Below are 19,698 nucleotides of genomic sequence, written 5' to 3'. Positions count from 1 at the left end.
GAGCGAGGCCGGCGGGCGCCCGGTCGGATGAGGCCTCGCGGGCCGCGGCGGGGGGGGCGTCGGCGCGGGTTGCGGAGGCCGCGTGGGCGGCCGCGCCGCCGGCGTCTTCGCCTCGGGTCCCGCAAGGGGAAACGGGTTCGGCCATGGTTCCCTCCTGCGGGCCGGGGACGGCGGCGGGGGGTGCGGTCGAGGCGGGCGAGACCTCGACAGCGGGTGTGTCGGGGCGCGCCGCATCCGGCCCTCCGGCCGAGGCGGCGGCGCCGCGCCGCCCAACGGTCTCGGCGTCCCTGTCTTCAGACCGGGACGGCGCGAGGCCGGGCAGCAACGGCGCCTCGCGCAGCGATTCTTCATTCGAGGCGCTTTGGCCCATGCGCGACTCCGCTTCAGACGGACGCCCAGAACCTGACGGCCCAGGGTTAGCGCAGGGTTAAGATCGCGGAGGGGACTTCACCATGGCGCCAACGGCGCCGGGTCGCCGAGCCAACGGCGCCGGATCACGGCGCCGAGGGCGCTGAACCGGAGCGCCAACGGCGTCGGACGCGCGCGCGAAAGGCGCCCGGCCGGGGCGCGCTCAGCGGGCCCAGGTCGGGTGGAAACGGCCGGCGGGCGAGAGGGTGAAGACCTCGCAGCCCTCCTCGGTCACGCCCACCGCATGCTCGAACTGGGCCGAGAGGCTCTTGTCGCGCGTCACCGCGGTCCAGCCGTCGGCCAGGGTCTTGGTCTCGGCGCGGCCGAGGTTCACCATCGGCTCGATGGTGAAGAACATGCCCGGGCGCAGCACCGCGCCGGCGCCGCGACGACCGAAATGCAGGACGTTGGGGGGCTCGTGGAACTCGCGCCCCACGCCGTGGCCGCAGAAGTCGCGCACGACCGAGCAACGCTCGCCCTCGGCGTAGCTCTGGATCGCGGCCCCGATGTCGCCGAAGGTGTTTCCAGGACGCACCTCGGCGATGCCGCGCATCAGCGCCTCGTGGGTGACGTCGATCAGTCGCTCGGCCCGGCGGCTGGGGGCGCCGGCCACGAACATGCGCGAGGTGTCGCCGTACCAGCCGTCCACGATCACCGTCACGTCGATGTTCAGGACGTCGCCGTCCTTGAGCTTCTTGGGTCCGGGAATCCCGTGGCAGACCACGTGGTTGACCGAGATGCACGAGGCGTGACGATAGCCGCGGTAGCCGATCGTGGCCGAGGCCGCGCCCTGGTCGAGGATGTCCTGCTCGATCCGCGCGTCGAGCTCCTCGGTCGAGACGCCGACGGCGACATGCTCGGCGATCCGGTCAAGGATGCCGGCGGCGACCTGGCCTGCCGCGCGCATACCGGCGAAATCGTCGGCCCGGTAAATGCGGATTCCCTCGGCCGTCACGGCGGGCTGCGGCGCGTCCATGCCCCCTGTCCTCCTGCACATCGCTTCACATCGGATCGAACTTGTCAGTCGAACGAGAGATTAGCCCATCGCGGCGGGATTGGCGACGGGCCCCTCCGTCGCGCCACGCGGCGAGCGCGCGAGAATCGCGGCCCCGGCCTTGACGTTGCGACGTCGGGACGGGGGTGGGACGGGGGCGGGACGGGGGCGGGACGGCGGCGGGGCCGGGCCCCCGCTGGGCATCCCGAGCTTGCCTTATGGATTGAACTCCGGAAGGTTTTGACATCCGCCCGACAGGAACGCCGCGTATCCGCGAGCCTGCGACGGCGGCGCCCGGCCGGTCCTCCGGCCGGGGTCGACGCGCGGCCGTGGGGGACGCGCGCGAACCAGAGGGAAACTTCCTTGACCGCCATCATCGAAACCCCGGGCAATGCGACCCGGACGCTCGTCACGGGCGACTCGCTCTATGTCGGGCGCGACGTCGCCCTGGTCGTCGCCGGCGACGCCATCCTCGGCGCGGCGGGCGCAACCGGCGTCACCGTCGCCATCGACGGCTCGGCCACAGGCGTGGAAGGCGACGGGCTGACGCTCGACGCGGACGGGGCGGGGGGGCTCCACCAGCTCAGCGTCGGGGCGCAGGGCCTGCTGCGCGGCGACATGGAAAGCTACGGGAGCCACGGCGCCTCCCTGTCGGCCAACGACTTGCGCGTCTACAACGCCGGCGAGATCTGGGGCGCGCATGGCGTGATCCTCTCGCAGGCGGCCTCGGGCCTCGTGGACAACAGCGGGCGGATGACCGGCTCGCTGGGATACGGCCTGCAGGCCGTCGACGTGGGCGAGCTGTCGGTGAGCAACGCGGGCCGGATCTCCGGGCTCTCGACCGCGATCTACGTGCGGGACGGCGGGCTGTCGCTGACCAACTCCGGCGAGATCCTGGGCCAGCTGCGCGGGGCCTCGGACGGCGTGACGGTGATCGGCGAGGGCGACGATCGGGTCGACATCGGCAATGTCGGCGAGATCCTCGGCGCAAGGCGCGGGGTGCTGGCGAGCTCGCTCGAGGCGGTCGCGATCGACAACTCCGGCGTGATCGAGGGGATGTCGGGCCAGGGCCTGGCGATCCAGGACGCGGTCTCGGTCGTGGTGACCAACGCCGGCCGGATCGCGGGCGACCGGGGGATCACCCTGTTCGAGGCCGGGGGCGAGGTGATCAACAGCGGCGAGATCGCCGCCTTCGAGGGCCCCGCCGTGAGCCTGACCAGCGGCTTCGAGGCGGAGACGCTGATCCTGACCAATACGGGCGTGCTCTCGGCGCCGGGCGCGGCGGTGTCGCTGGGGGCGGCGGGGGACGCGCTGCGCAACCTCGGCGCGGTGCTGGGCGACGTCGAGATGGGGGCAGGCGACGACGTCGTGCGCAACGGCGGCGGCGAGATCTCGGGCGACGTGCGGCTGGGCGGGGGCGCGGACCTGTTCGGGATGGGCTCGGGCGAGGTCGGAGGCGCCGTGCGCGGCGGGGCCGGCGCGGACCTGCTCGTCGGCGGAGAGGGGGACGACGCGCTCTTCGGCGGCGGCGGTCGGGACGAGCTGCGCGGCAAGGGCGGCAACGACGAGCTGAAGGGCGGCGACGGGGCCGACCGGCTGATCGGCGGCGGCGGCGACGACGCGCTGACGGGCGGCGGCGGGCGGGACGTCTTCGTCTTCGGCCGCGCCTCGGGCGACGACGTGGTGGCCGACTTCGAGACCGGGGCCGACCAGCTCGACCTGACCCGCCTGGCGGTCGAGGGCGGCGGGCGCATGGCCCAGCTGCGCGAGGCGGCGCACGACCACGAGGCGGGCGTGCTGATCGACCTCGACGCGCTTGGCGGCCGCGGCTCGGTGCAGCTGCTGGGGGTCGAGGCGGCGGAGCTGTCGGCCGCAGACGTCCTGTTCTGATCGGCCGCAGGCGACATCGAGGGGGGCGCCGCGTCTGACGTGGCGCCCCATTGCGTCGGTCCGCCCGCGGCGCGCGGCAGGCGCGGCGCCTGGCGCCCTCCTGGCAGGCGTCGAAAGTCCGGCCCACGGGCGGCGCGAGGGGCGAGGTCGCGGGCCCCTGGCTCAGGCCGGCGGGATCACCGGCAGGGGGGCGCCCAGGCGGATGCCCTCGGGCGTGATCTCGCAGGCGTGGGCGAAGGCTTCGACCCCGGCGGCGCGGGCCCGCGCGAAGGCGGCGGCGTAGGCGGGGTCGATGTCGGCGGCAAGACCCACCCGGTCGCAGTCGGTGCGCTGGACGAGGTAGAGCATCGCCGCGCGGGCGCCCTGTCCGACCATCGCCGACAGCTCTTCCAGGTGCCTCGCCCCGCGCGCGGTCTTCGCGTCGGGGAACTCCGCGAGGCGCCCCTCGCGCCTCAGCGTGACGCTTTTGACCTCGACATAGCAGTCGGGGCGGTCGCGGGCGCTCAGCAGGAAGTCGATGCGCGAGCGCTCGCCGTATCTGGCCTCCGCCCGGACCTCGTCGAAGCCGGCGAAAGCGGGGACGAGGCCGGCGCGCAGCGCCTCGCCCGCCACCTTGTTGGCGAGGCTCGTGTCCACGGTCGCCCAGCCCCCGCCCGGCAGCGCGGCCAGCTTCCACGACCAGCGCAGCTTTCGCGCGGGGTCGGCGACCGGGGCGAGGCGCATCTCCGTCCCGGGCTCGGCCAGCCCGGTCATCGCGCCGGGGTTGGCGCAGTGGGCGGTGATCTCCTCGCCCGCGCGCGGCCCCTCCGCGAGCACCGCGTCGGCCAGAAAGCGCTTGTATCGACGGACCAGCCGTGCCTTGACGAGGGGGAGCGGGAATTCCATGCCCGGACCCTTATCCGATGGCGCGCGGGAGACAAGACGGATGAAGGACGACATGCCCACGTCGGCGATGGTGGTGATCGGGGACGAGATCCTCTCGGGCCGCACGCGCGACGCCAACATGCACCACCTCGCCAGCGTTCTGACCGAGGCCGGGGCGGCCCTGCGGGAGGTGCGCGTGGTCGCCGACGATCGCGAGGCGATCATCGCGGCGATCAACGAGCTGCGCGTGCGCAACACCTATGTGTTCACCTCGGGCGGCATCGGGCCGACCCACGACGACATCACCGCCGAGTGCGTGGCCGCGGCCTTCGGCGTCGAGATCGACGTGCGCGCCGACGCGCGCGAGATCCTGCTGGCCCACTATGGCGACCCCGACAAGCTGACCCCCTCGCGGCTGCGCATGGCCCGGATCCCGGCGGGGGCGACGCTGATCGCCAACCCGGTCTCCGGCGCGCCGGGCTTCAAGATGGAGAACGTGTACGTCATGGCCGGCGTGCCGCTGATCTTCAACGCCATGGTCGAGAGCGTGCGCCCCACGCTCGAGGGCGGGCCGCCGATGCTGAGCCACGCTTTCCGCATCCCGATGGCCGAGGGCGACATCGCCGGCCCTCTGGCCGAGCTTGCCAACGCCCATCCCGACATCTCGTTCGGCAGCTACCCGTTCTATCAGGGCGGCTACGGGGCGACGATCGTGGCCCGCAGCCAGGACCGCGACGAGCTGGCCCAGGCCGCCCAGGCCCTGCGCGCGATGTGCAAGGCGCTGGGCGCGACCGAAGTCACCGAGCTGCCGCCGATCTGAGGCCCGCCCGGCGCGCGCGACCGGCCGAGCGCCGGCGCGCGGCCCGGGCGCGCGGGGCCGACACCGCCTCCGCCCGGGGCGGCGCGGCGGCGGCGCGCGCCCTGCGGTCGCAGGCGGCCGCCGCGCGCGGGCCTCGCCGCGTCAGGCGACCCGAGCCCCTTTCCTAAGCCGATCCGGCGTCCTAATCAGGGCGCGGGGGCCCGCTTGGCGGAACGGTAGACGCATGGGTCTTAAACACCCTGGCCGAGAGGCGTGCGGGTTCGACTCCCGCAGCGGGCACCCCGGCCCTCCGCCCTGCAGGCGATCCTCGACAGGCCGCCCCCCTTCGACGAAGCGCGGTCAGGATACGGTCGGCCGTCTCAACCCCGACGACAGCCGGGAACAGCGCGAACCCGAGCTCGCGCACGATCACCAGCGTGGCGACGTCGAAGACCCCGCCCGCCTGCCCCGCCGGGCGCGCCGCGACCAGGCCGGCGAACGGCACGCCCAAGATCCCGAGGCCCCCAACCCTCGCCCCGCCCGGCATCAGCCCCAGCGCGCCGTCCGCGCCGCTGGCGCCGGCAAGAGGCGGCGGGTCGAGCCCCGCAGGCGCTACCGCCCCGGCGACGCGCCCGGGCGCAGGGGATCGACGATTCCGGTGAAATCCCGCGCGATGTCCCGTCAGGGCGCCGCGGCGGCGAGCCCTATCGGAAGCGTCCCGGCGCGCAGGCCGAGAGGTCCTCGTTCAGCGCCTGTCCCGCGGCGATCCCGGCGGCCAGCCGCCCGATCCGCGGCCCCGCGGTCAGGCCCACGTGCTGGCCGCCGAAGGCCGCGATCACGGCCGGCGCGCCGGGGATCTCTCCGATGGCGGGCAGGCTGTCGGCGAGCACGGGGCGATGGCCCATCCACTCCTCCTCGGCCTCCCACTCCAGCCCCGGCCAGATCCGGGCGGCGGCGGCGCGCAGCAGCCTGGGCGGGGCGGCCGAGGGCCCGGCCTCGAGCCCCCCGAACTCGACGATCCCCGCCAGGCGCACGCCGAAATCCATCGGCGTGGTCACAGCCTTGACCTCGCTCACCATCCAGGGATGCGCGGGGCGCGAGGCGGGGTTCTTCAGCGCCAGGTGATAGCCGCGCTCGCTCTCCATCGGCAGGCGCAGGCCCAGGCCCGCGGCGAGCCTCGCAGACCAGGCGCCCGCCGCCAGCACCACGCGATCGGCCCGCATCGTCGCGCCGCCTGCGAGGGTCACCTTGCCCTCGCCGTCGAGCGCCGCGACCTCGGCCCGGCGGATCACCCCGCCCTCGCGCGCGAAATGCTCGGCGAGCGCCGCCACATAGGCGCCGGGGTTCAGGATCCAGCCATGACCGGGGTAGATGGCGCCGAAGGTCCAGGCCTCGCCCAGCGCGGGGTCCCGCTCGAGCAGCCCGGCGCGGTCGACCTCCTCGGGGACAAAGCCATGCTCGGCCCGGATGGCGTTGCCGAGCGCGTCCTTCTCGTATTGCGCGCGGTTGCGGAAGAGGTGGCCGTAGTCGCCCGTCCGGATGAACCGCTCGGCGCCCGTGCCGGCGGCGAGCGCGGTGTGCTCCTCGACGCTGTCGCCGGTCAGGCCGGCCAGCGCCGCGGCGATGCGCCGGACATGACGCTCGCGCCCGTAGGAGAGGTAGCGGAGCAGGAACGGCGCCATGCGCGGCACATGGGACCAGCGCAGGTAGAGCGGCTCATTGGGGTCGAGCAGCATCCGCGGGGCCTTGGCAAGCAGCCCCGGAACCGGCACCGGCACGATCGAGCAGCGCGCCAGGATCCCGCCGTTGCCAAAGCTCGCCGCCCCGCGGTCGCCGGGCGGGGCGCGGTCGACGAGCGTCACCTGCCAGCCCATCCGCCGCAACCCGATCGCGGCCGCCACGCCGGTGATCCCCGCGCCCACCACGATGGCCCGGCGCCCCGCGGCCGCGTCGCGAGCCGCCCCGTCCTGCGCCGCCCCGTCCTGCGCCCCCCCGACCTGCGCCCCCCCGCCCTGGTCTCCGCCATGCTGGTTCATCGAGACCCTCCGCTGCATTGCCGCCGCCACGCTCGGCCGCCGGCCGGCCGGGGTCAAGCCCGCTCGGGGCCGGGCGCCCCCGGAAGACGCCCCTTGCCCGCCGGCCGGTTATCGGCTTCATTGCGCGCCCGCCCCAGCGCCCCCTCCGGAGCCCGCCATGACCGCCCGCATCCTGATCCTCAACGGCCCCAACCTGAACCTTCTGGGCCTGCGGGAGCCCGAGATCTACGGCGCCGACACGCTTGCCGACATCGAGGCGCGCTGCGTCGAGCGGGCCGAGCGGCGGGGCCTCGCGCTCGAGTTCCGCCAAAGCAACCACGAGGGCGCGCTGGTCGACTGGATCCATGCGGCGCGCGGGAGCGTCGAGGCGATCATCCTCAACGCCGGCGCCTACACCCACACCTCGGTCGCGATCCTCGACGCCCTGCGCGCCTTCGACGGCAAGGTGATCGAGCTGCACCTGACCAACACCCACCGGCGAGAGGCGTTCCGCCACCACTCCTACGTCTCGCTGCGCGCCGACGGCGTGATCATGGGCTTCGGGGCGCCCGGCTACCTGATGGCGCTTGACGCGGCGGCGGAGATGACCGCGGCCGGGGCGTGAGCCCCTCGGCCCCCGGCGGCCCCGCGACCGCGGACCCGCTGGTTCCCGCCGCGCCGGTCGCCGAAAGCCCGCTGGCCGCGGCCGGCTGGATGGCGCTGGCGCTGTGCTGCTTCTCGGCGCTGGCGGTGGCGGGACGCGAGGCCGCGGCCGAGCTCGACACGTTCGAGATCCTCGCCTTCCGCTCGGTGATCTCGCTCGTGATCGTGGTGGCCGTGGCGGCCGCGTCCGGCGCCCTGCCCCTGATCCGGGCCCGGCGGATGCGCCTGCACCTGACGCGCAACTGCTTCCATTTCGCCGGCCAGAACCTGTGGTTCCACGCGGTGGCCGTGATCCCTCTGACCCAGGTCTTCGCCTACGAGTTCACCTCGCCGATCTGGATCGCCCTGCTCGCGCCCCTGGTGCTGGGCGAGCGCTTCGCCCGCGCCCGACTGCTGGCCGCGGCCATCGGCTTTGCCGGGATCCTGGTGATCGCCCAACCCTGGGCGAGCGAGGCCGGCGCGGCCTTCGGCCCGGGTCAGGCGGCGGCCCTGGCGGCCGCCGTGGGCTTCGCCTTCAACATCATGCTCACCAAGCGCCTGAGCGCGAGCGAGAGCACCGTCTCGATCATGTTCTTCATGTGCGCGATCCAGGCGGTGATGGGCTTCGTGTGCGCGGGGGCGGACCTCGACATCGCGCTGCCCTCGCGCACCCTGCCCTGGATCGTGCTGATCGGCGTCTGCGGGCTGGCGGCGCACTACTGCGTGGCGCGCGCCCTGTCGCGCGCGCCCGCCACGGTCGTCGCTCCCATGGACTTCGGCCGCCTGCCGATGATCGCGGTGGTGGGCATGCTGCTCTATGCCGAGCCGCTCGAGGTCGCCGTCTTCGCCGGCGCCGCGCTGGTGCTGACCGCCAACCTGATCAACCTGCGCGCCGAGCGGCGCCGCGCCGCCCCCGGGGTCTGAGCGACCGGGGACGGCCGCCCCTGCGGGATCGCTCGACCGCCGCCTCAGACGAACCGGGGCCGGCTCGACCACCGCCTCAGACGAAGTCGTCCGCGCCCAGGCTCAGCGCCCCCGCGCCCAGCAGCACGCCGATCGCCTGGTCGCTCGCCTCCAGCAGCAGGCGCAGGTCGTCTCCGTCGGTCTCGAGGCGCAGGTCGGCGAAGCCCACCCCGGCGGCGAGCTCGATCCGGTCAACGCCCTGCTCGAAGTCGGTCACCGTGTCGACGCCCGCCCCGTCGAGCACGAAGACGTCGGCGTCCGCAATGACGACCGGCCCCGGACGGGAGACGGTCACGGTCGAGATCAGGCCCGCGCCGCTCCAGCCCGTGCCGCCCTGGGTCTCATGCTCCCAGACCTCCGAGGGCACGGCGGGCGCCGCGATCTGGGGCGCCTCCAGCTCGCGCGACTCGCCCCCGCCGGTCAGGACGTCGTCGCCCGCGCCGCCCTCGAGCCGGTCCGCGCCCGCGCCGCCGACCAGCGTGTCGTCGCCCGCGCCGCCGGAGAGGCGATCATCGTCGGCGCCGCCGTAGAGCGCGTCCGCGCCGGTCCCGCCTTCGAGCGTGTCCGCGCCGTCGCCGCCCGCCAGGACGTCGTCGCCGGCCTCGCCCGCGATCGCGTCGTCCCCGGCCCCGCCGTCGAGCGAGTCGGCTCCGCGCCCGCCCTCGATCTCGTCGTCGCCCTCGCCGCCCCAGATCGCGTCGCGCCCGCGGTTGCCGTGCAGCGCGTCCTCGCCCGCGCCGCCGAAGAGAAAGTCGTCGCCCTGGTCGCCCGAACCCGCGTCGTCGCCGCCCGAGAGCAGCAGCAGGTCGGCGCCGGCGCGGCCGCGCGCAAGATCGGCGCCCGCGCCGCCCCAGACCGCATCGTCCCCGCGCCCGCCGAAAAGCCGGTCGCCCCCCGTCGGGCCGCTCCACAACTGGTCGTCGCCCGAGCCGCCATGGAGCGCGTTGCGCCCGCCCCCCGCGAGCAGCTGGTCGTCGCCGCGGCCGCCGTAGAGGTCGTCGGCCCGCGCGCCGCCAAACAGAACGTCGTCGCCGCCGCGGCCATCGAGACGGTCCTCGCCGCCGCGGCCGAGGAAGGTCTGGTCGCCGCGGCCGCCCATCACGATGTCGCCGCCGCGGCCGCCCTCGATGCGCTCGATCCCGCGGATCTCGCTCTCGCCAGGCGCGCCCGTCAGCAGGTTGCGGCGATAGTCCACGATCACGCCCGTGCGCTGGCCCTCGCCCGCGCCCGCGATCACCAGCCGGTCTATGTCGGCCCCGCCGCAGAGCGTGTCGGCGCCCCCGCTGAGCCGCAGGGTGTCGAACCCCGCGCCGCCCCGGATCAGGTCGTCGCCGGCCCGGCCCGAGAGGTCCTCGTTCGCCTCCCCGCCCAGCACCTGCAGGTCGCGCCCGCGGAACCAGCCGCGCGGCAGGCCCGCCTGCAGCGGATCGGCCTCGGCCGCCTCGAGCCAGGCCTGCACCCGTTTCAGGGGCGCCTCGAGGCCCCTGAGGACCGCGACGTCGCCCGAAGGCTCCTCGAGCCGCAGCGTGTCCACAAGGTCGCGCCCGCGGTCGTCGCGCCGGATCGAGAACACCAGCCGCCCGCCCGGCCCGGGGTCGGCCTCGGGGATCGAAACCCGCGCCTCGCTCACCTCCAGCCGCACCGGGCCGTCGCCGGTGGCGACCAGCAGGACCTCGTCGGGGAAGCCCGCGATCTCGACGACCCGGCGGGCGAAGTCCACGCCGTCGCGCGCCAGACGGAAACTCAGGCGCAGGGGGGAGGAGTCGGGCATCGTCGGCAATCCTGAAATATCGAGGCGAGAATTGGTTCTGGCTTCGAGGGTTAGCCCACGGACGCGCGGAAACCAAGCGCCGGCTGCCCCCGCGCCCCGCTCCGACGGGAGGCCCGGGGCGGACCCCTGCGGCTCCCCGCCCCTTCCGCGGCGCAACAACCCGTGCTAAGCGCCGCGCGGCTCATTCCGGACGCCGAACGAAGGACCTGTCATGAACCTCGACGCGATCCCCGCGGGCAAGAACCCGCCCTCCGACATCAACGTGGTGATCGAGATCACCGGCGGCGCCGGCGGCGGCGCGCCCGTGAAGTACGAGATCGACAAGGACTCGGGCGCGGTCTTCGTCGACCGCATCGTCAACACGCCGATGTTCTACCCGTGCAACTACGGCTTCGTGCCCAACACCCTGCATGACGACGGCGACCCCACCGACGTGCTGGTGCTGTGCGACTTCGACCTCGCGCCGGGCGTCGTGATCCGCTGCCGCCCGGTGGGCGTGCTGAAGATGGAAGACGACGGCGGCATGGACGACAAGCTGATCGCCGTCCCCGTCGAGAAGGTCGACCCGTTCCAGGCCCATATCCAGGACCTCGAGGACATCGCCCCCAAGACCCGCGAGCGCATCAAGCACTTCTTCGAGCACTACAAGGATCTCGAGGCCGGCAAGTGGGTGAAGGTGATCGGCTGGGGCGACAAGGCCGAGGCCGAACAGATCCTTCAGAAGTCGGTCGACGCCGTCAAGAAGTGAGGCCCGCGGGCCCGCGCGGCCCGTCCCCTCGGTGAAACCGAAAACGCCCGGCCGCATCGGCCGGGCGTTTCTGCGTTCGGGGCCCGCGCCGGGGCCCGGCGTCAGAGCAGGATGAACGCGTCGAGCAGGTCCTGGCTGTCGAGCAGATCGGCCGAGGCGCGGAACTCGGCGATCCGGGTTCCGTCCGAGGCGAGCTCGACGGCAAAGCCGTCCTCGGCCGAGACCACGACAAAGTCGTCCACCGTCAGCGCCGGCTCGCCCGCCGCGACCGCCACGCTCCAGCTGTCCTCGCCGACGCGGAAATCGAGAACCCGGTCGACGCCCTTGCCCGAGGCGTCGAGGCGGAACTCGTCGGCGCCGTCGACCGCGCCGCCGTCCCCGACGAGCACGTCCCGGCCCCGACCCGCGATCAGCAGGTCGTCGCCGTCGTGGCCGGTCAGGGTGTCGTCGCCCGCGCCGCCCACCAGAGTGTCGTCGCCCTCGTTGCCCGCCAGCGTGTCGTTGCCGCCGCCGCCCTCGACACGGTCGTCGCCCGCGCCGCCGGCGGCCTGGTCGTCGCCGCCCCCGCCAAAGAGGTTGTCGGCGCCCTCGCCGCCCGAGAGCGTGTCGGCCCCGCCGTCGCCGCGCAGCACGTCGTCGTCATCCCCGCCGCTGAGAAAGTCGCCGCCGCGTCCGCCGGCGAGGTCGTCCTCGCCCGCCTCGCCCGAGAGCGTGTCGGCCCCGTCGCCGCCGCGCAGCACGTCCTCGCCCTCGCCGCCGCGCAGATCGTCGGCGCCGGCGTCGCCGTGGAGCACGTCGTCGCCAAGGCCGCCCAGCAGCAGGTCGTCCTCGCCGCCGCCCAGCAGACGGTCGTCGCCCTCGCCGCCAAACAGCTGGTCGTCGCCCGCGCCGCCCTTGAGCACGTCCGCGCCCGGACCCGCGTCGAGCGTGTCGCCGCCGGCGCCGCCGTCGAGCCGGTCGTCGCCCTCGCCGCCGATCAGCACGTCGGCGCCTGCGTCGCCCGAGAGCCGGTCATTGCCCTCGCCGCCGCCGATCTGGTCGTCGCCGCCGCCGCCGTAGATGCGGTCGGCGCCGCCCTCGCCGGACAGCAGGTCGACGCCGCGGTCGCCATGAATCGTGTCGCGGCCCGCGCCGCCCGAGATCGCGTCGGCCCCGGCCCCGCCGCGCAGAACGTCGTTGCCCGCGCCGCCGTCGAGCTGGTCGTCGCCCGCGCCGCCCTTGATCACGTCGCCGCCCGCGCCGCCGACCAGCAGGTCGGCCCCGCCGCCGCCCAGGATCCGGTCCGCCCCGCCCTCGCCGAACAGCCAGTCGGCGCCGCCGCGCCCGACCAGCAGGTCCTTGCCGCCGCCGCCCTCGAAGGTCTCGGCCCGGCCGGCGCCGCGAATCACGTCGCGCTCGCCCTCGCCCTCGACCCGCTCGATCGAGCCGAGCTTTACGGCGCCCTTGCCGGGCAGCGCCATCACGCCCGTCTTGAGGTCGATGTCGGTCACGGCCTTCTTGCCGAACAGCGCGCTGAAGAACTTCAGGTCCAGCGTGTCGACGCCCGAGCCGCCCTCGATCCGGCCGCGCCCGGTGAAGAAGATGTCGTCGTCCCCGCCCCTGGCGCGCAGCACGCCGCCGCCCGCGCCGGTGACCATGATGTCGTAGCCGTCGTCGCCGTCCACGTTCATCGGCCGCTCGAGCAGGCGGATCAGCCGGAGCGCGTCGTCGATCTCGGGCTCGCGGCCCTCGGTCACGTATTCCAGCTTCTTGATCGCCTGGCGAACCGCGCCGTAGTCGGCCTGCACGTTCTCCATGATCGCGAAGGTCTGGGTCGCGTAGCGGTCGCGCAGGGCCATGTCGACGATGTCGCCGGGCTTGCCGTTGGGCTTCAGCTCGACCCGCACATCCATGCGCAGCTGATCGGAGTAGAGCACCACCAGCCCGGTGCCGTCGCCCTGCCGCACGATCTCGGAGCTTTTGACCCCGCCCGCCGCCATCGCCACGATCAGCGAGAGCGTGGGCGTGCCCAGCGCCCGCCCTTCGTCGGTGATCGTCAGGATCGTCCTGCCCTTGCCCATGGTCTCTCGTTTCCCCGCCGCGCGTTGTCCCCGGTTCATTCCCATGATCGGGGGCCGCGCGGAAGTCAAATCACGCCCGGTCCCCGCCACCCCTTCGCGCGGCGGCGATGCGCGCGGGCCGCGCCCTTTTCATCGCGTCCCGCATCCGCTAACCGCAGAAGGGGAGATGCGCCCGCACGGCGCGGCAGGGGGATCCACGATGCTCTACGACACGCCCGACGCCTGGCTTTCGGCCCCGCAGCGCTCGATCGCGCTGATCGGCATGTCGGGGGTGGGCAAGACCCGTCTCTCCTCGATCCTGCGCGAGGAGGGGGAGTGGTTCCACTACTCCGTCGACTACCGCATCGGCACCCGCTACCTCGGCGAGCGCATCACCGACGAGTTCAAGCGCGAGGCGATGAAGTCCCCCGCCCTGCGCGAACTGCTGCGCTCGGACAGTCTCTCGATCCGCTCGAAGCTGAGCTTCCACAACCTCACCCCGCTCTCGACCTGGCTGGGCAAGCCGGGCGATCCGGCGCGCGGCGGCATGGACTTCGACGAATACGTCCGCCGCCAGCGCCTGCACCGCGAGGCCGAGATCGCCTCGATGCTCGACGCGCGCGCGTTTGGCGAGCGGGCGCGCGAGCTCTACGGCTATCCGCATTTCGCCTGCGACACCTCCGGCTCGATCTGCGAGGTGGTCGATCCCGACAACCCGCGCGACCCGGTGCTCTCGGCGCTCAGCCGGGCGATGCTGCCGGTCTACATCCGCGAGGGGGACGAGCATATCGCCGCCCTGACCGCCCGCTTCGACCGCGCGCCGAAACCGATGTACTACCGCGACGACCAGCTTCTCGCCTTCTGGGCGGCCTACCTCGAGGAGACCGGCTGCGCCCCCGACGAGGTCGACCCCGACGCCTTCATCCGCTGGGGCTTCGCGCGCCTGATCGCCGGCCGCCGCCCCCGCTACCAGGCCATCGCCGACCGCTGGGGCCTGACGGTCGAGGCCGACGAGGTGGCCGCCGTCGAGACCGAGGCCGATCTCGTCGCGCTGATCGCCCGCGCGCTGGACAGGCGCGACGTCTCGACTATGTAAGCGCTCCCCGCGGCGCCCTGCCGCGCCCGGCTCCATCCAATCGACTCGGTTTCCGCCGTAAGGTTCCGCCATGCCCATCAAGATCCCCGCCGGCCTCCCCGCGATCGAGGTTCTCGACCGGGAAGGCGTGATGGTCATGTCGGACGACGCCGCCGTCCGGCAGGACATCCGCCCGCTCCACATCGGTCTCGTGAACCTGATGCCGACCAAGGTGCAGACCGAGACGCAGTTCGCGCGCCTGATCGGCGCCACCCCCCTGCAGATCGAGCTGACGCTGATCCGCATGACCGAACACGCGAGCCGCAACACGAGCCCCGAGCACCTCGAGGCGTTCTACGCCCCCTTCGCCGAGATCGAGGCCTCGGGCCGCCGCTTCGACGGCCTGATCGTCACCGGCGCGCCGGTGGAGCGCCTGCCCTTCGAGTCGGTCACCTACTGGGAGGAGCTGTGCCGCATCTTCGACTGGGCGCAGAGCCACGTTCACGCCTCGCTCGGCGTGTGCTGGGGCGGCCAGGCGATGCTCGCCCACTATCGCGGCGTGCCCAAGCGCGACCTCTCGGACAAGGCCTTCGGCGTCTTCCGCCACCGGGTGCTGGAGCCGTCCTCGCCCTACCTGCGCGGCTTCTCGGACGACTTCTCGGTCCCCGTCTCCCGCTGGACCGAGACGCGCGAGAGCGACTTTCCCCAGGGCGCGGGCCTGCGGACCCTGATCGCCTCGGACGAGGTCGGGGCCTGCCTGGTGGACGATCCGGGGATGCGCGCGCTCTACATGTTCAATCACCTTGAGTATGACCGCGACACGCTGCGCGGCGAGTATGACCGCGACGTCGCCCAGGGCGGGCCGGTGCAGATGCCGCGGAACTATTTCCCGGGCGACGACCCGTCCAAGCCGGTGCTGGACCGCTGGCGCAGCCATGCGCACCTGCTCTACGGCAACTGGCTCAACCAGATCTACCAGACCACGCCCTATGACGTGGGCCTGATCGGCCAGGCCGACCGCGCCGCCGAGGAAGAGGCCGCGGTGACGGCCGAGGCCGCCGCCAGCTGAACGCCGCCTTCGCCGGTCCCGCGGGACGCGTCGCGCTTGGAACCCGCCGCCGAACGCCTACCTAGCAGGCAGGGGCGAAATCCACGCGCGCCCGGTCACGCTTGGCGAAAGGAACGGCATGAGCTTCGGCAACATCATCGGCGGCCTGCTGCAGAAGGGCCTGTCGGGTCAGTCCCACGATCGCCTGCGCGCCGGGGTCGGCAAGACCGAGGCGGGCGGCGGCGCCGACAACATCCTCACGTCGCTGCTGGGCGCCTCGGGCTCCGGCGCCGGCGCCGGCGGAACCGGTGGCGGCTCCGGCGGCCTGATGGACCTCGCGCGCAACTTCCTGAGCACCGAGCAGGTCGGCGGCATGAGCGGCGCCAAGATCGGCGGCCTCGGCGCGCTCGCCGGCGGCCTCCTGGGCGGGGGCCTCGGCGGCGCCGCCAAGGGCGGCGCGATGGCCGTGCTGGGCACGGTCGCCCTGAAAGCCTGGCGCGAGCACCAGGCCGGCGCCGCGCCCGGCGACCCCAACGTCTCTGCCGAGCCCGACGCCGAGGAGCTCAAGGCCCTCACCGATCCGCGCACCGAGAAGCTGGTCCTGCAGGCGATGATCGGCGCGGCCCAGGTCGACGGCCACGTGGACGAGCAGGAGCTCGACGCCATCCTCGGCCAGATGACCGAGGGCGAGGCCACCCCCGACGAGCGCGAGGCGGTGCGCGAGGCCGTCCGCCGTCCCGTCGACCTCCAGGAGATCGGCCGCGGCGTCTCCCGCCCCGAGGCCGCGATCGAGGTCTACCTCGGCGCCCTGCTGGCGGTCGACATCGACACCGAGGCCGAGCGCGCCTACTTCCGCGACCTCGCCGCCGCCCTGCGCCTCGATCGAGAAGTGGTTGTCCGCCTGCACCGGATGACCGACGCGCCCCTGGTCTGACCCCCCGCCCGACGCCCCCTGTCACGCGCAACGGCGGCGCCGGGCGGACAGGGGGATCCCGGCGCCAGCCGGGGGCGGGCGGGCCGACGGCGCCCGAAGGGCGGCGAGGTCCGATACGTCCCCGCGCGCCCGCCGCCGCCGCCCCACGGCTTGCCCCCACCGCCCCCGCCTGCCACCCTGCCGCTCCCGTTCGGGACCGCGCTCGCCGCCCTCCCCCCTGCCGGAGCTCTTGAGATGATCATCGGTCTCGGATCCGACCTCGCCGACATCCGGCGCATCCAGAAGACCCTCGACCGTTTCGGCGACCGCTTCGTGCAGCGCGTCTTCACCGAGGTCGAGCAGGCCCGCTCCGAACGCCGAAAGGAGCGCGCCGCCTCCTACGCCAAGCGCTGGGCGGCCAAGGAGGCCTGCTCGAAGGCGCTGGGCACCGGCCTGCGGATGGGCGTCGCCTGGCGCGAGATGGGCGTGGCGAACCTGCCCTCGGGCCAGCCCACGATGGTCCTGCTGGGCGGCGCGAGGGAGCGGTTCCTGTCCCTGGTCCCGACGGGGTGGGAGGGCCGCATCCACGTGACCATGACCGACGACATGCCCTACGCCCAGGCCTTCGTGGTGATCGAGGCCCTGCCCCCCGATCACCCGCCCCTGGCCTACCCCGCCCGCGGCTGAGCGCTCCCCCGCCCGCCCCGGCCATCGCCCCGACCCGCCGCGCGCCCCCTATCGCCGCGCGCCCCTATCGCCGCACCATGCCCGAACCCCTTCCTCCCGCACGCGCCCGCCTCCCCGCGCGGTCCCCCCGAGGCGTGTGTCCGAGGCGCCTCTCGCCCACGCCCTGGCCTCCCCGTTTCGTCGCCTTGACTTGGCCCGATCCCACGGCGACAACGGCGCGCCCCGCCGGCGCCGGTCCTGACCGGCCCTTCCGACGGGTCCCGGGCATCGGACGGACGTCGAAGGCATGGTGGGCAGGACGAAGCGCATGGCGAAAGCGCAGAAGAAGGACGGCCTCTGGGAGCTGGTCAAGACCGTCGTCTACGCGCTGCTGATCGCGGGCGTGTTCCGGTCGCTGCTGTTCCAACCGTTCTGGATCCCCTCGGGCTCGATGAAGTCGACGCTTCTGATCGGCGACTTCCTGTTCGTCTCGAAGTACGCCTACGGATACTCGTCCCACTCCTTCCCCTTCGGCCTCGCCCCGATCTCGGGGCGCATCTTCGCCTCCCAGCCCGAGCGCGGCGACGTCATCGTGTTCAAGCATCCCCGCTCGAACGAAGACTACGTCAAGCGCCTCATCGGCCTGCCCGGCGACACCATCCGCGTCCAGGACGGCATCCTCTACATCAACGGCGAGGCCGCCCCCCAGCGCCCCGACGGCGAGTTCCTCGAGCCGGTGATCCGCGGCCACTCCCTGCAGTGCAAGGACTACCCCCGCATCGACGGCGAGGTGATGTGCCTCAAGGAGCGCTTCATCGAGACGCTGCCGAACGGGCGCGAGCACATCGTGCTGAACGCCGACGACAATTCCTCTCCGCTGACCGACAACACCCGCGCGTTCAACGTCCCCGAGGGCCACTACTTCTTCATGGGCGACAACCGCGACAACTCCAACGACAGCCGCCAGTCCGTGGGCATGGTGCCCTTCGAGAACCTGGTGGGCCGCGCCGACCTGATCGCGCTCAGCTTCGGCGGCGAATTCTGGGAGGTCTGGAACTGGCGCGCCGACCGTTTCTTCGTCTCGATCGACTGATCGCACGCCCCGCGCCGGAGGCAGGACGGTGAGCCGTCGAGAGCTCGCCCGCCACGCCGCGGACCTGTCTGCGCGCCTGGGCGTGAACGTGCACGCCTCGATCACCCTCGAGGAGGCGCTGACCCACCCGTCCGCGTCGTCCTCGGTGCGCCCCGACAACCAGCGGCTGGAGTTCCTGGGCGACCGCGTCCTGGGCCTGGTCATCGCCCAGGCGGTGTTCGAGGCCTTCCCCGACGCCCCCGAAGGCCGCCTCGCCCCCCGCTTCAACGCGCTGGTGCGCAAGGAGACCTGCGCCGAGGTGGCCGAGACGCTGGACCTCGGCGGCATGCTGCGGCTCGGCCGCTCCGAGACGCTGGCCGGCGGACGCCGCCGCCCCGCCGTGCTGGGCGACGCGATGGAGGCGCTGATCGCGGCCATCTACCTCGACAACGGCATGGACGACGCCCGGACCGCGATCCTCGCGGCCTGGGGCGAGCGGATCGCCAAGGCCGAGCGCACCCGCGCCGACGCCAAGACCGCGGTGCAGGAGTGGGCCCAGGCCCGCGGCCTGACGCCGCCCGCCTACGTGGAACGCGGCCGCTCTGGCCCCGACCACGCCCCTGTCTTCACCATCGCGGCCCGCATGGCCGACGGCGCCGAGGCCGAGGGCGCCGCCTCCTCCAAGCGCGCCGCCCAGCAGGAAGCCGCCAAGGCCCTGCTCGCCCTTCTGGAATCCCGCGAATGACCCCCGAGTCGAACGACCCCTCCAACGATCCGACCCACGATCTATCCGGCTCGCCCGCCGGCGAGCCTCGGGGCGAGCCCTCGCCCGACCTTCCCGAGGCCCTGCTCCGCGAAGACGGGACCGCGCCGCATGAGGGCCCGACCCGCTGCGGCTTCGTCGCCCTGATCGGCGAGCCCAACGCCGGCAAGTCGACGCTGCTCAACCGCATGGTCGGCGCCAAGGTCTCGATCGTCACCCACAAGGTACAGACCACCCGCACCCGGATCCGGGGCCTGGCGCTGGAGGGCGCCTCGCAGATCGTGTTCATCGACACGCCCGGCCTGTTCCGCCCCCGCCGCCGGCTGGACCGCGCCATGGTCGCCGCCGCCTGGACCGGCGCCGACGACGCCGACGTCATCTGCCTGCTGGTCGAGGCCCACCGCGGCCTGACCGAGGGCGTCGAGGAGATCCTCAAGGCGCTGGACGAGCGCGCCCCCCGCGCCCCCGTGGCCCTGCTGATCAACAAGATCGACCGGGTCCGCCCCGAGGCGCTGCTGACCCTGGCCGAGACGCTCAACGCCCGCCGCGACTTCGCGCGCACCTTCATGATCTCGGCCGAGAAGGGCCAGGGCTGCGCCGACCTCAAGCGCTGGCTCGCCGCCGAGGTCCCCGTCGGCCCCTGGCACTACCCCGAGGACCAGATCGCCGACCTGCCGCTGCGCGTCATCGCCGCCGAATTCACCCGCGAGAAGCTGACCCAGCGCCTCCACCAGGAGCTGCCCTACCAGCTCACCGTCGAGACCGAGGCCTGGGAGGACCGCAAGGACGGCTCCACCGTGATCCGCCAGATCGTCTACGTGGGCCGTGAGGGCCATCGCGGCATCGTGCTGGGCAAGAAGGGCGAGACGATCAAGGCCGTCGGCTCGGCCGCCCGCGCCGACCTGCGCACCTTCCTCGACCGCGACGTGCACCTGTTTCTCGAGGTGAAGGTCCGCCCCGAGTGGGAGAACGAGCGCGAGCGCTACGATCAGATGGGCCTCGACTACGACGGCCGGAAGGGGCGCTAG

The 19,698-nt window shown here is 73.6% G+C and carries 17 protein-coding genes and 1 tRNA gene; 13 read left to right on the top strand and 5 right to left on the bottom strand.

Annotated features, from left to right (window positions below; translation table 11 throughout):
• Positions 1 to 571: 571 nt before the first annotated feature.
• A complete protein-coding gene (map, locus tag AAC134_RS11165; protein ID WP_339949167.1) occupies positions 572 to 1,384 on the bottom strand; it encodes a type I methionyl aminopeptidase in 813 nt (270 codons plus the stop codon).
• Between the two features lie 381 nt (positions 1,385 to 1,765).
• On the opposite strand from map, the gene AAC134_RS11160 reads away from it, so the two are divergent.
• On the top strand, positions 1,766 to 3,292 hold the full coding sequence (locus tag AAC134_RS11160) for a calcium-binding protein (RefSeq protein ID WP_339949166.1): 1,527 nt from the start codon (positions 1,766 to 1,768) through the stop codon (positions 3,290 to 3,292).
• Between the two features lie 162 nt (positions 3,293 to 3,454).
• On the opposite strand, the gene sfsA is transcribed toward AAC134_RS11160, so the two are convergent.
• Positions 3,455 to 4,177, bottom strand: coding sequence for a DNA/RNA nuclease SfsA (sfsA, locus tag AAC134_RS11155; RefSeq protein WP_339949165.1), 723 nt, complete (start codon positions 4,175 to 4,177; stop codon positions 3,455 to 3,457).
• A gap of 40 nt (positions 4,178 to 4,217) precedes the next feature.
• On the opposite strand from sfsA, the gene AAC134_RS11150 reads away from it, so the two are divergent.
• Positions 4,218 to 4,976, top strand: coding sequence for a molybdopterin-binding protein (locus AAC134_RS11150; RefSeq protein WP_339949164.1), 759 nt, complete (start codon positions 4,218 to 4,220; stop codon positions 4,974 to 4,976).
• A 198-nt stretch (positions 4,977 to 5,174) separates the two neighbouring features.
• Positions 5,175 to 5,255 (top strand) — tRNA-Leu (locus tag AAC134_RS11145).
• Positions 5,256 to 5,659: 404 nt separating this feature from the next.
• Here the strand turns inward: AAC134_RS11145 and AAC134_RS11140 are convergent.
• Positions 5,660 to 6,991: an FAD-binding oxidoreductase gene (locus tag AAC134_RS11140; RefSeq protein WP_339949163.1), complete on the bottom strand. Its 1,332-nt coding sequence runs from the start codon at positions 6,989 to 6,991 to the stop codon at positions 5,660 to 5,662.
• A gap of 157 nt (positions 6,992 to 7,148) precedes the next feature.
• Between AAC134_RS11140 and aroQ the strand changes: the two genes are divergently transcribed.
• The gene (gene aroQ, locus AAC134_RS11135) at positions 7,149 to 7,595 is read left to right on the top strand and encodes a type II 3-dehydroquinate dehydratase (protein ID WP_339949162.1); all 447 of its coding nucleotides are present in this window, start codon (positions 7,149 to 7,151) and stop codon (positions 7,593 to 7,595) included.
• On the top strand, positions 7,592 to 8,536 hold the full coding sequence (locus tag AAC134_RS11130) for a DMT family transporter (protein WP_339949161.1): 945 nt from the start codon (positions 7,592 to 7,594) through the stop codon (positions 8,534 to 8,536). The genes aroQ and AAC134_RS11130 overlap by 4 nt, the downstream gene beginning before the upstream one ends.
• 76 nt (positions 8,537 to 8,612) lie before the next feature.
• Here AAC134_RS11130 and AAC134_RS11125 read toward each other — a convergent pair whose 3' ends face one another.
• Positions 8,613 to 10,346, bottom strand: a complete 1,734-nt coding sequence (locus AAC134_RS11125) for a calcium-binding protein (RefSeq protein ID WP_339949160.1) — start codon at positions 10,344 to 10,346, stop codon at positions 8,613 to 8,615.
• A 211-nt stretch (positions 10,347 to 10,557) separates the two neighbouring features.
• Here AAC134_RS11125 and ppa point away from each other — a divergent pair, with 211 nt between their 5' ends.
• Positions 10,558 to 11,094, top strand: a complete 537-nt coding sequence (gene ppa, locus AAC134_RS11120) for an inorganic diphosphatase (RefSeq protein ID WP_339949159.1) — start codon at positions 10,558 to 10,560, stop codon at positions 11,092 to 11,094.
• Between the two features lie 101 nt (positions 11,095 to 11,195).
• On the opposite strand, the gene AAC134_RS11115 is transcribed toward ppa, so the two are convergent.
• Positions 11,196 to 13,154 carry a calcium-binding protein gene (locus tag AAC134_RS11115; protein ID WP_339949158.1) on the bottom strand — a complete coding sequence of 653 codons (1,959 nt, stop codon included), beginning with the start codon at positions 13,152 to 13,154 and terminating at the stop codon, positions 11,196 to 11,198.
• 199 nt (positions 13,155 to 13,353) lie between these two features.
• Between AAC134_RS11115 and AAC134_RS11110 the strand changes: the two genes are divergently transcribed.
• From AAC134_RS11110 to era, 7 genes are all read left to right on the top strand, one after another.
• On the top strand, positions 13,354 to 14,229 hold the full coding sequence (locus tag AAC134_RS11110) for an ATPase (RefSeq protein WP_339949157.1): 876 nt from the start codon (positions 13,354 to 13,356) through the stop codon (positions 14,227 to 14,229).
• 70 nt (positions 14,230 to 14,299) lie between these two features.
• Positions 14,300 to 15,277, top strand: coding sequence for a homoserine O-succinyltransferase (gene metA / locus AAC134_RS11105; protein ID WP_339949156.1), 978 nt, complete (start codon positions 14,300 to 14,302; stop codon positions 15,275 to 15,277).
• A gap of 118 nt (positions 15,278 to 15,395) precedes the next feature.
• The gene (locus AAC134_RS11100; protein WP_339949155.1) at positions 15,396 to 16,190 is read left to right on the top strand and encodes a tellurite resistance TerB family protein; all 795 of its coding nucleotides are present in this window, start codon (positions 15,396 to 15,398) and stop codon (positions 16,188 to 16,190) included.
• A gap of 234 nt (positions 16,191 to 16,424) precedes the next feature.
• Positions 16,425 to 16,856 (top strand): holo-ACP synthase, encoded by a 432-nt coding sequence (acpS, locus tag AAC134_RS11095; protein WP_339949154.1) that lies wholly within the window; start codon positions 16,425 to 16,427, stop codon positions 16,854 to 16,856.
• Between the two features lie 307 nt (positions 16,857 to 17,163).
• The gene (gene lepB, locus AAC134_RS11090) at positions 17,164 to 17,928 is read left to right on the top strand and encodes a signal peptidase I (RefSeq protein ID WP_339949153.1); all 765 of its coding nucleotides are present in this window, start codon (positions 17,164 to 17,166) and stop codon (positions 17,926 to 17,928) included.
• Between the two features lie 64 nt (positions 17,929 to 17,992).
• Positions 17,993 to 18,652, top strand: a complete 660-nt coding sequence (gene rnc / locus AAC134_RS11085) for a ribonuclease III (RefSeq protein WP_339949169.1) — start codon at positions 17,993 to 17,995, stop codon at positions 18,650 to 18,652.
• The gene (gene era, locus AAC134_RS11080; protein WP_339949152.1) at positions 18,649 to 19,698 is read left to right on the top strand and encodes a GTPase Era; all 1,050 of its coding nucleotides are present in this window, start codon (positions 18,649 to 18,651) and stop codon (positions 19,696 to 19,698) included. The genes rnc and era overlap by 4 nt, the downstream gene beginning before the upstream one ends.

Source organism: uncultured Albimonas sp. (genome assembly GCF_963977235.1).
GTDB lineage: Bacteria > Pseudomonadota > Alphaproteobacteria > Rhodobacterales > Rhodobacteraceae > Albimonas.
The sequence above is the reverse complement of the archived record's forward strand: the minus strand, read 5'-3'. Positions and strand labels throughout refer to the sequence as shown.

Coding starts and splice junctions, on each gene's coding strand:
- aroQ (WP_339949162.1), top strand. CDS start 7,149: ATGACCGCCCGCATCCTGATCCTCAACGGCCCCAACCTGAACCTTCTG.
- AAC134_RS11115 (WP_339949158.1), bottom strand. CDS start 13,154: ATGGGCAAGGGCAGGACGATCCTGACGATCACCGACGAAGGGCGGGCG.
- era (WP_339949152.1), top strand. CDS start 18,649: ATGACCCCCGAGTCGAACGACCCCTCCAACGATCCGACCCACGATCTA.
- AAC134_RS11150 (WP_339949164.1), top strand. CDS start 4,218: ATGAAGGACGACATGCCCACGTCGGCGATGGTGGTGATCGGGGACGAG.
- AAC134_RS11110 (WP_339949157.1), top strand. CDS start 13,354: ATGCTCTACGACACGCCCGACGCCTGGCTTTCGGCCCCGCAGCGCTCG.
- metA (WP_339949156.1), top strand. CDS start 14,300: ATGCCCATCAAGATCCCCGCCGGCCTCCCCGCGATCGAGGTTCTCGAC.
- sfsA (WP_339949165.1), bottom strand. CDS start 4,177: ATGGAATTCCCGCTCCCCCTCGTCAAGGCACGGCTGGTCCGTCGATAC.
- map (WP_339949167.1), bottom strand. CDS start 1,384: ATGGACGCGCCGCAGCCCGCCGTGACGGCCGAGGGAATCCGCATTTAC.
- acpS (WP_339949154.1), top strand. CDS start 16,425: ATGATCATCGGTCTCGGATCCGACCTCGCCGACATCCGGCGCATCCAG.
- AAC134_RS11100 (WP_339949155.1), top strand. CDS start 15,396: ATGAGCTTCGGCAACATCATCGGCGGCCTGCTGCAGAAGGGCCTGTCG.
- lepB (WP_339949153.1), top strand. CDS start 17,164: ATGGCGAAAGCGCAGAAGAAGGACGGCCTCTGGGAGCTGGTCAAGACC.
- AAC134_RS11125 (WP_339949160.1), bottom strand. CDS start 10,346: ATGCCCGACTCCTCCCCCCTGCGCCTGAGTTTCCGTCTGGCGCGCGAC.
- AAC134_RS11140 (WP_339949163.1), bottom strand. CDS start 6,991: ATGAACCAGCATGGCGGAGACCAGGGCGGGGGGGCGCAGGTCGGGGGG.
- ppa (WP_339949159.1), top strand. CDS start 10,558: ATGAACCTCGACGCGATCCCCGCGGGCAAGAACCCGCCCTCCGACATC.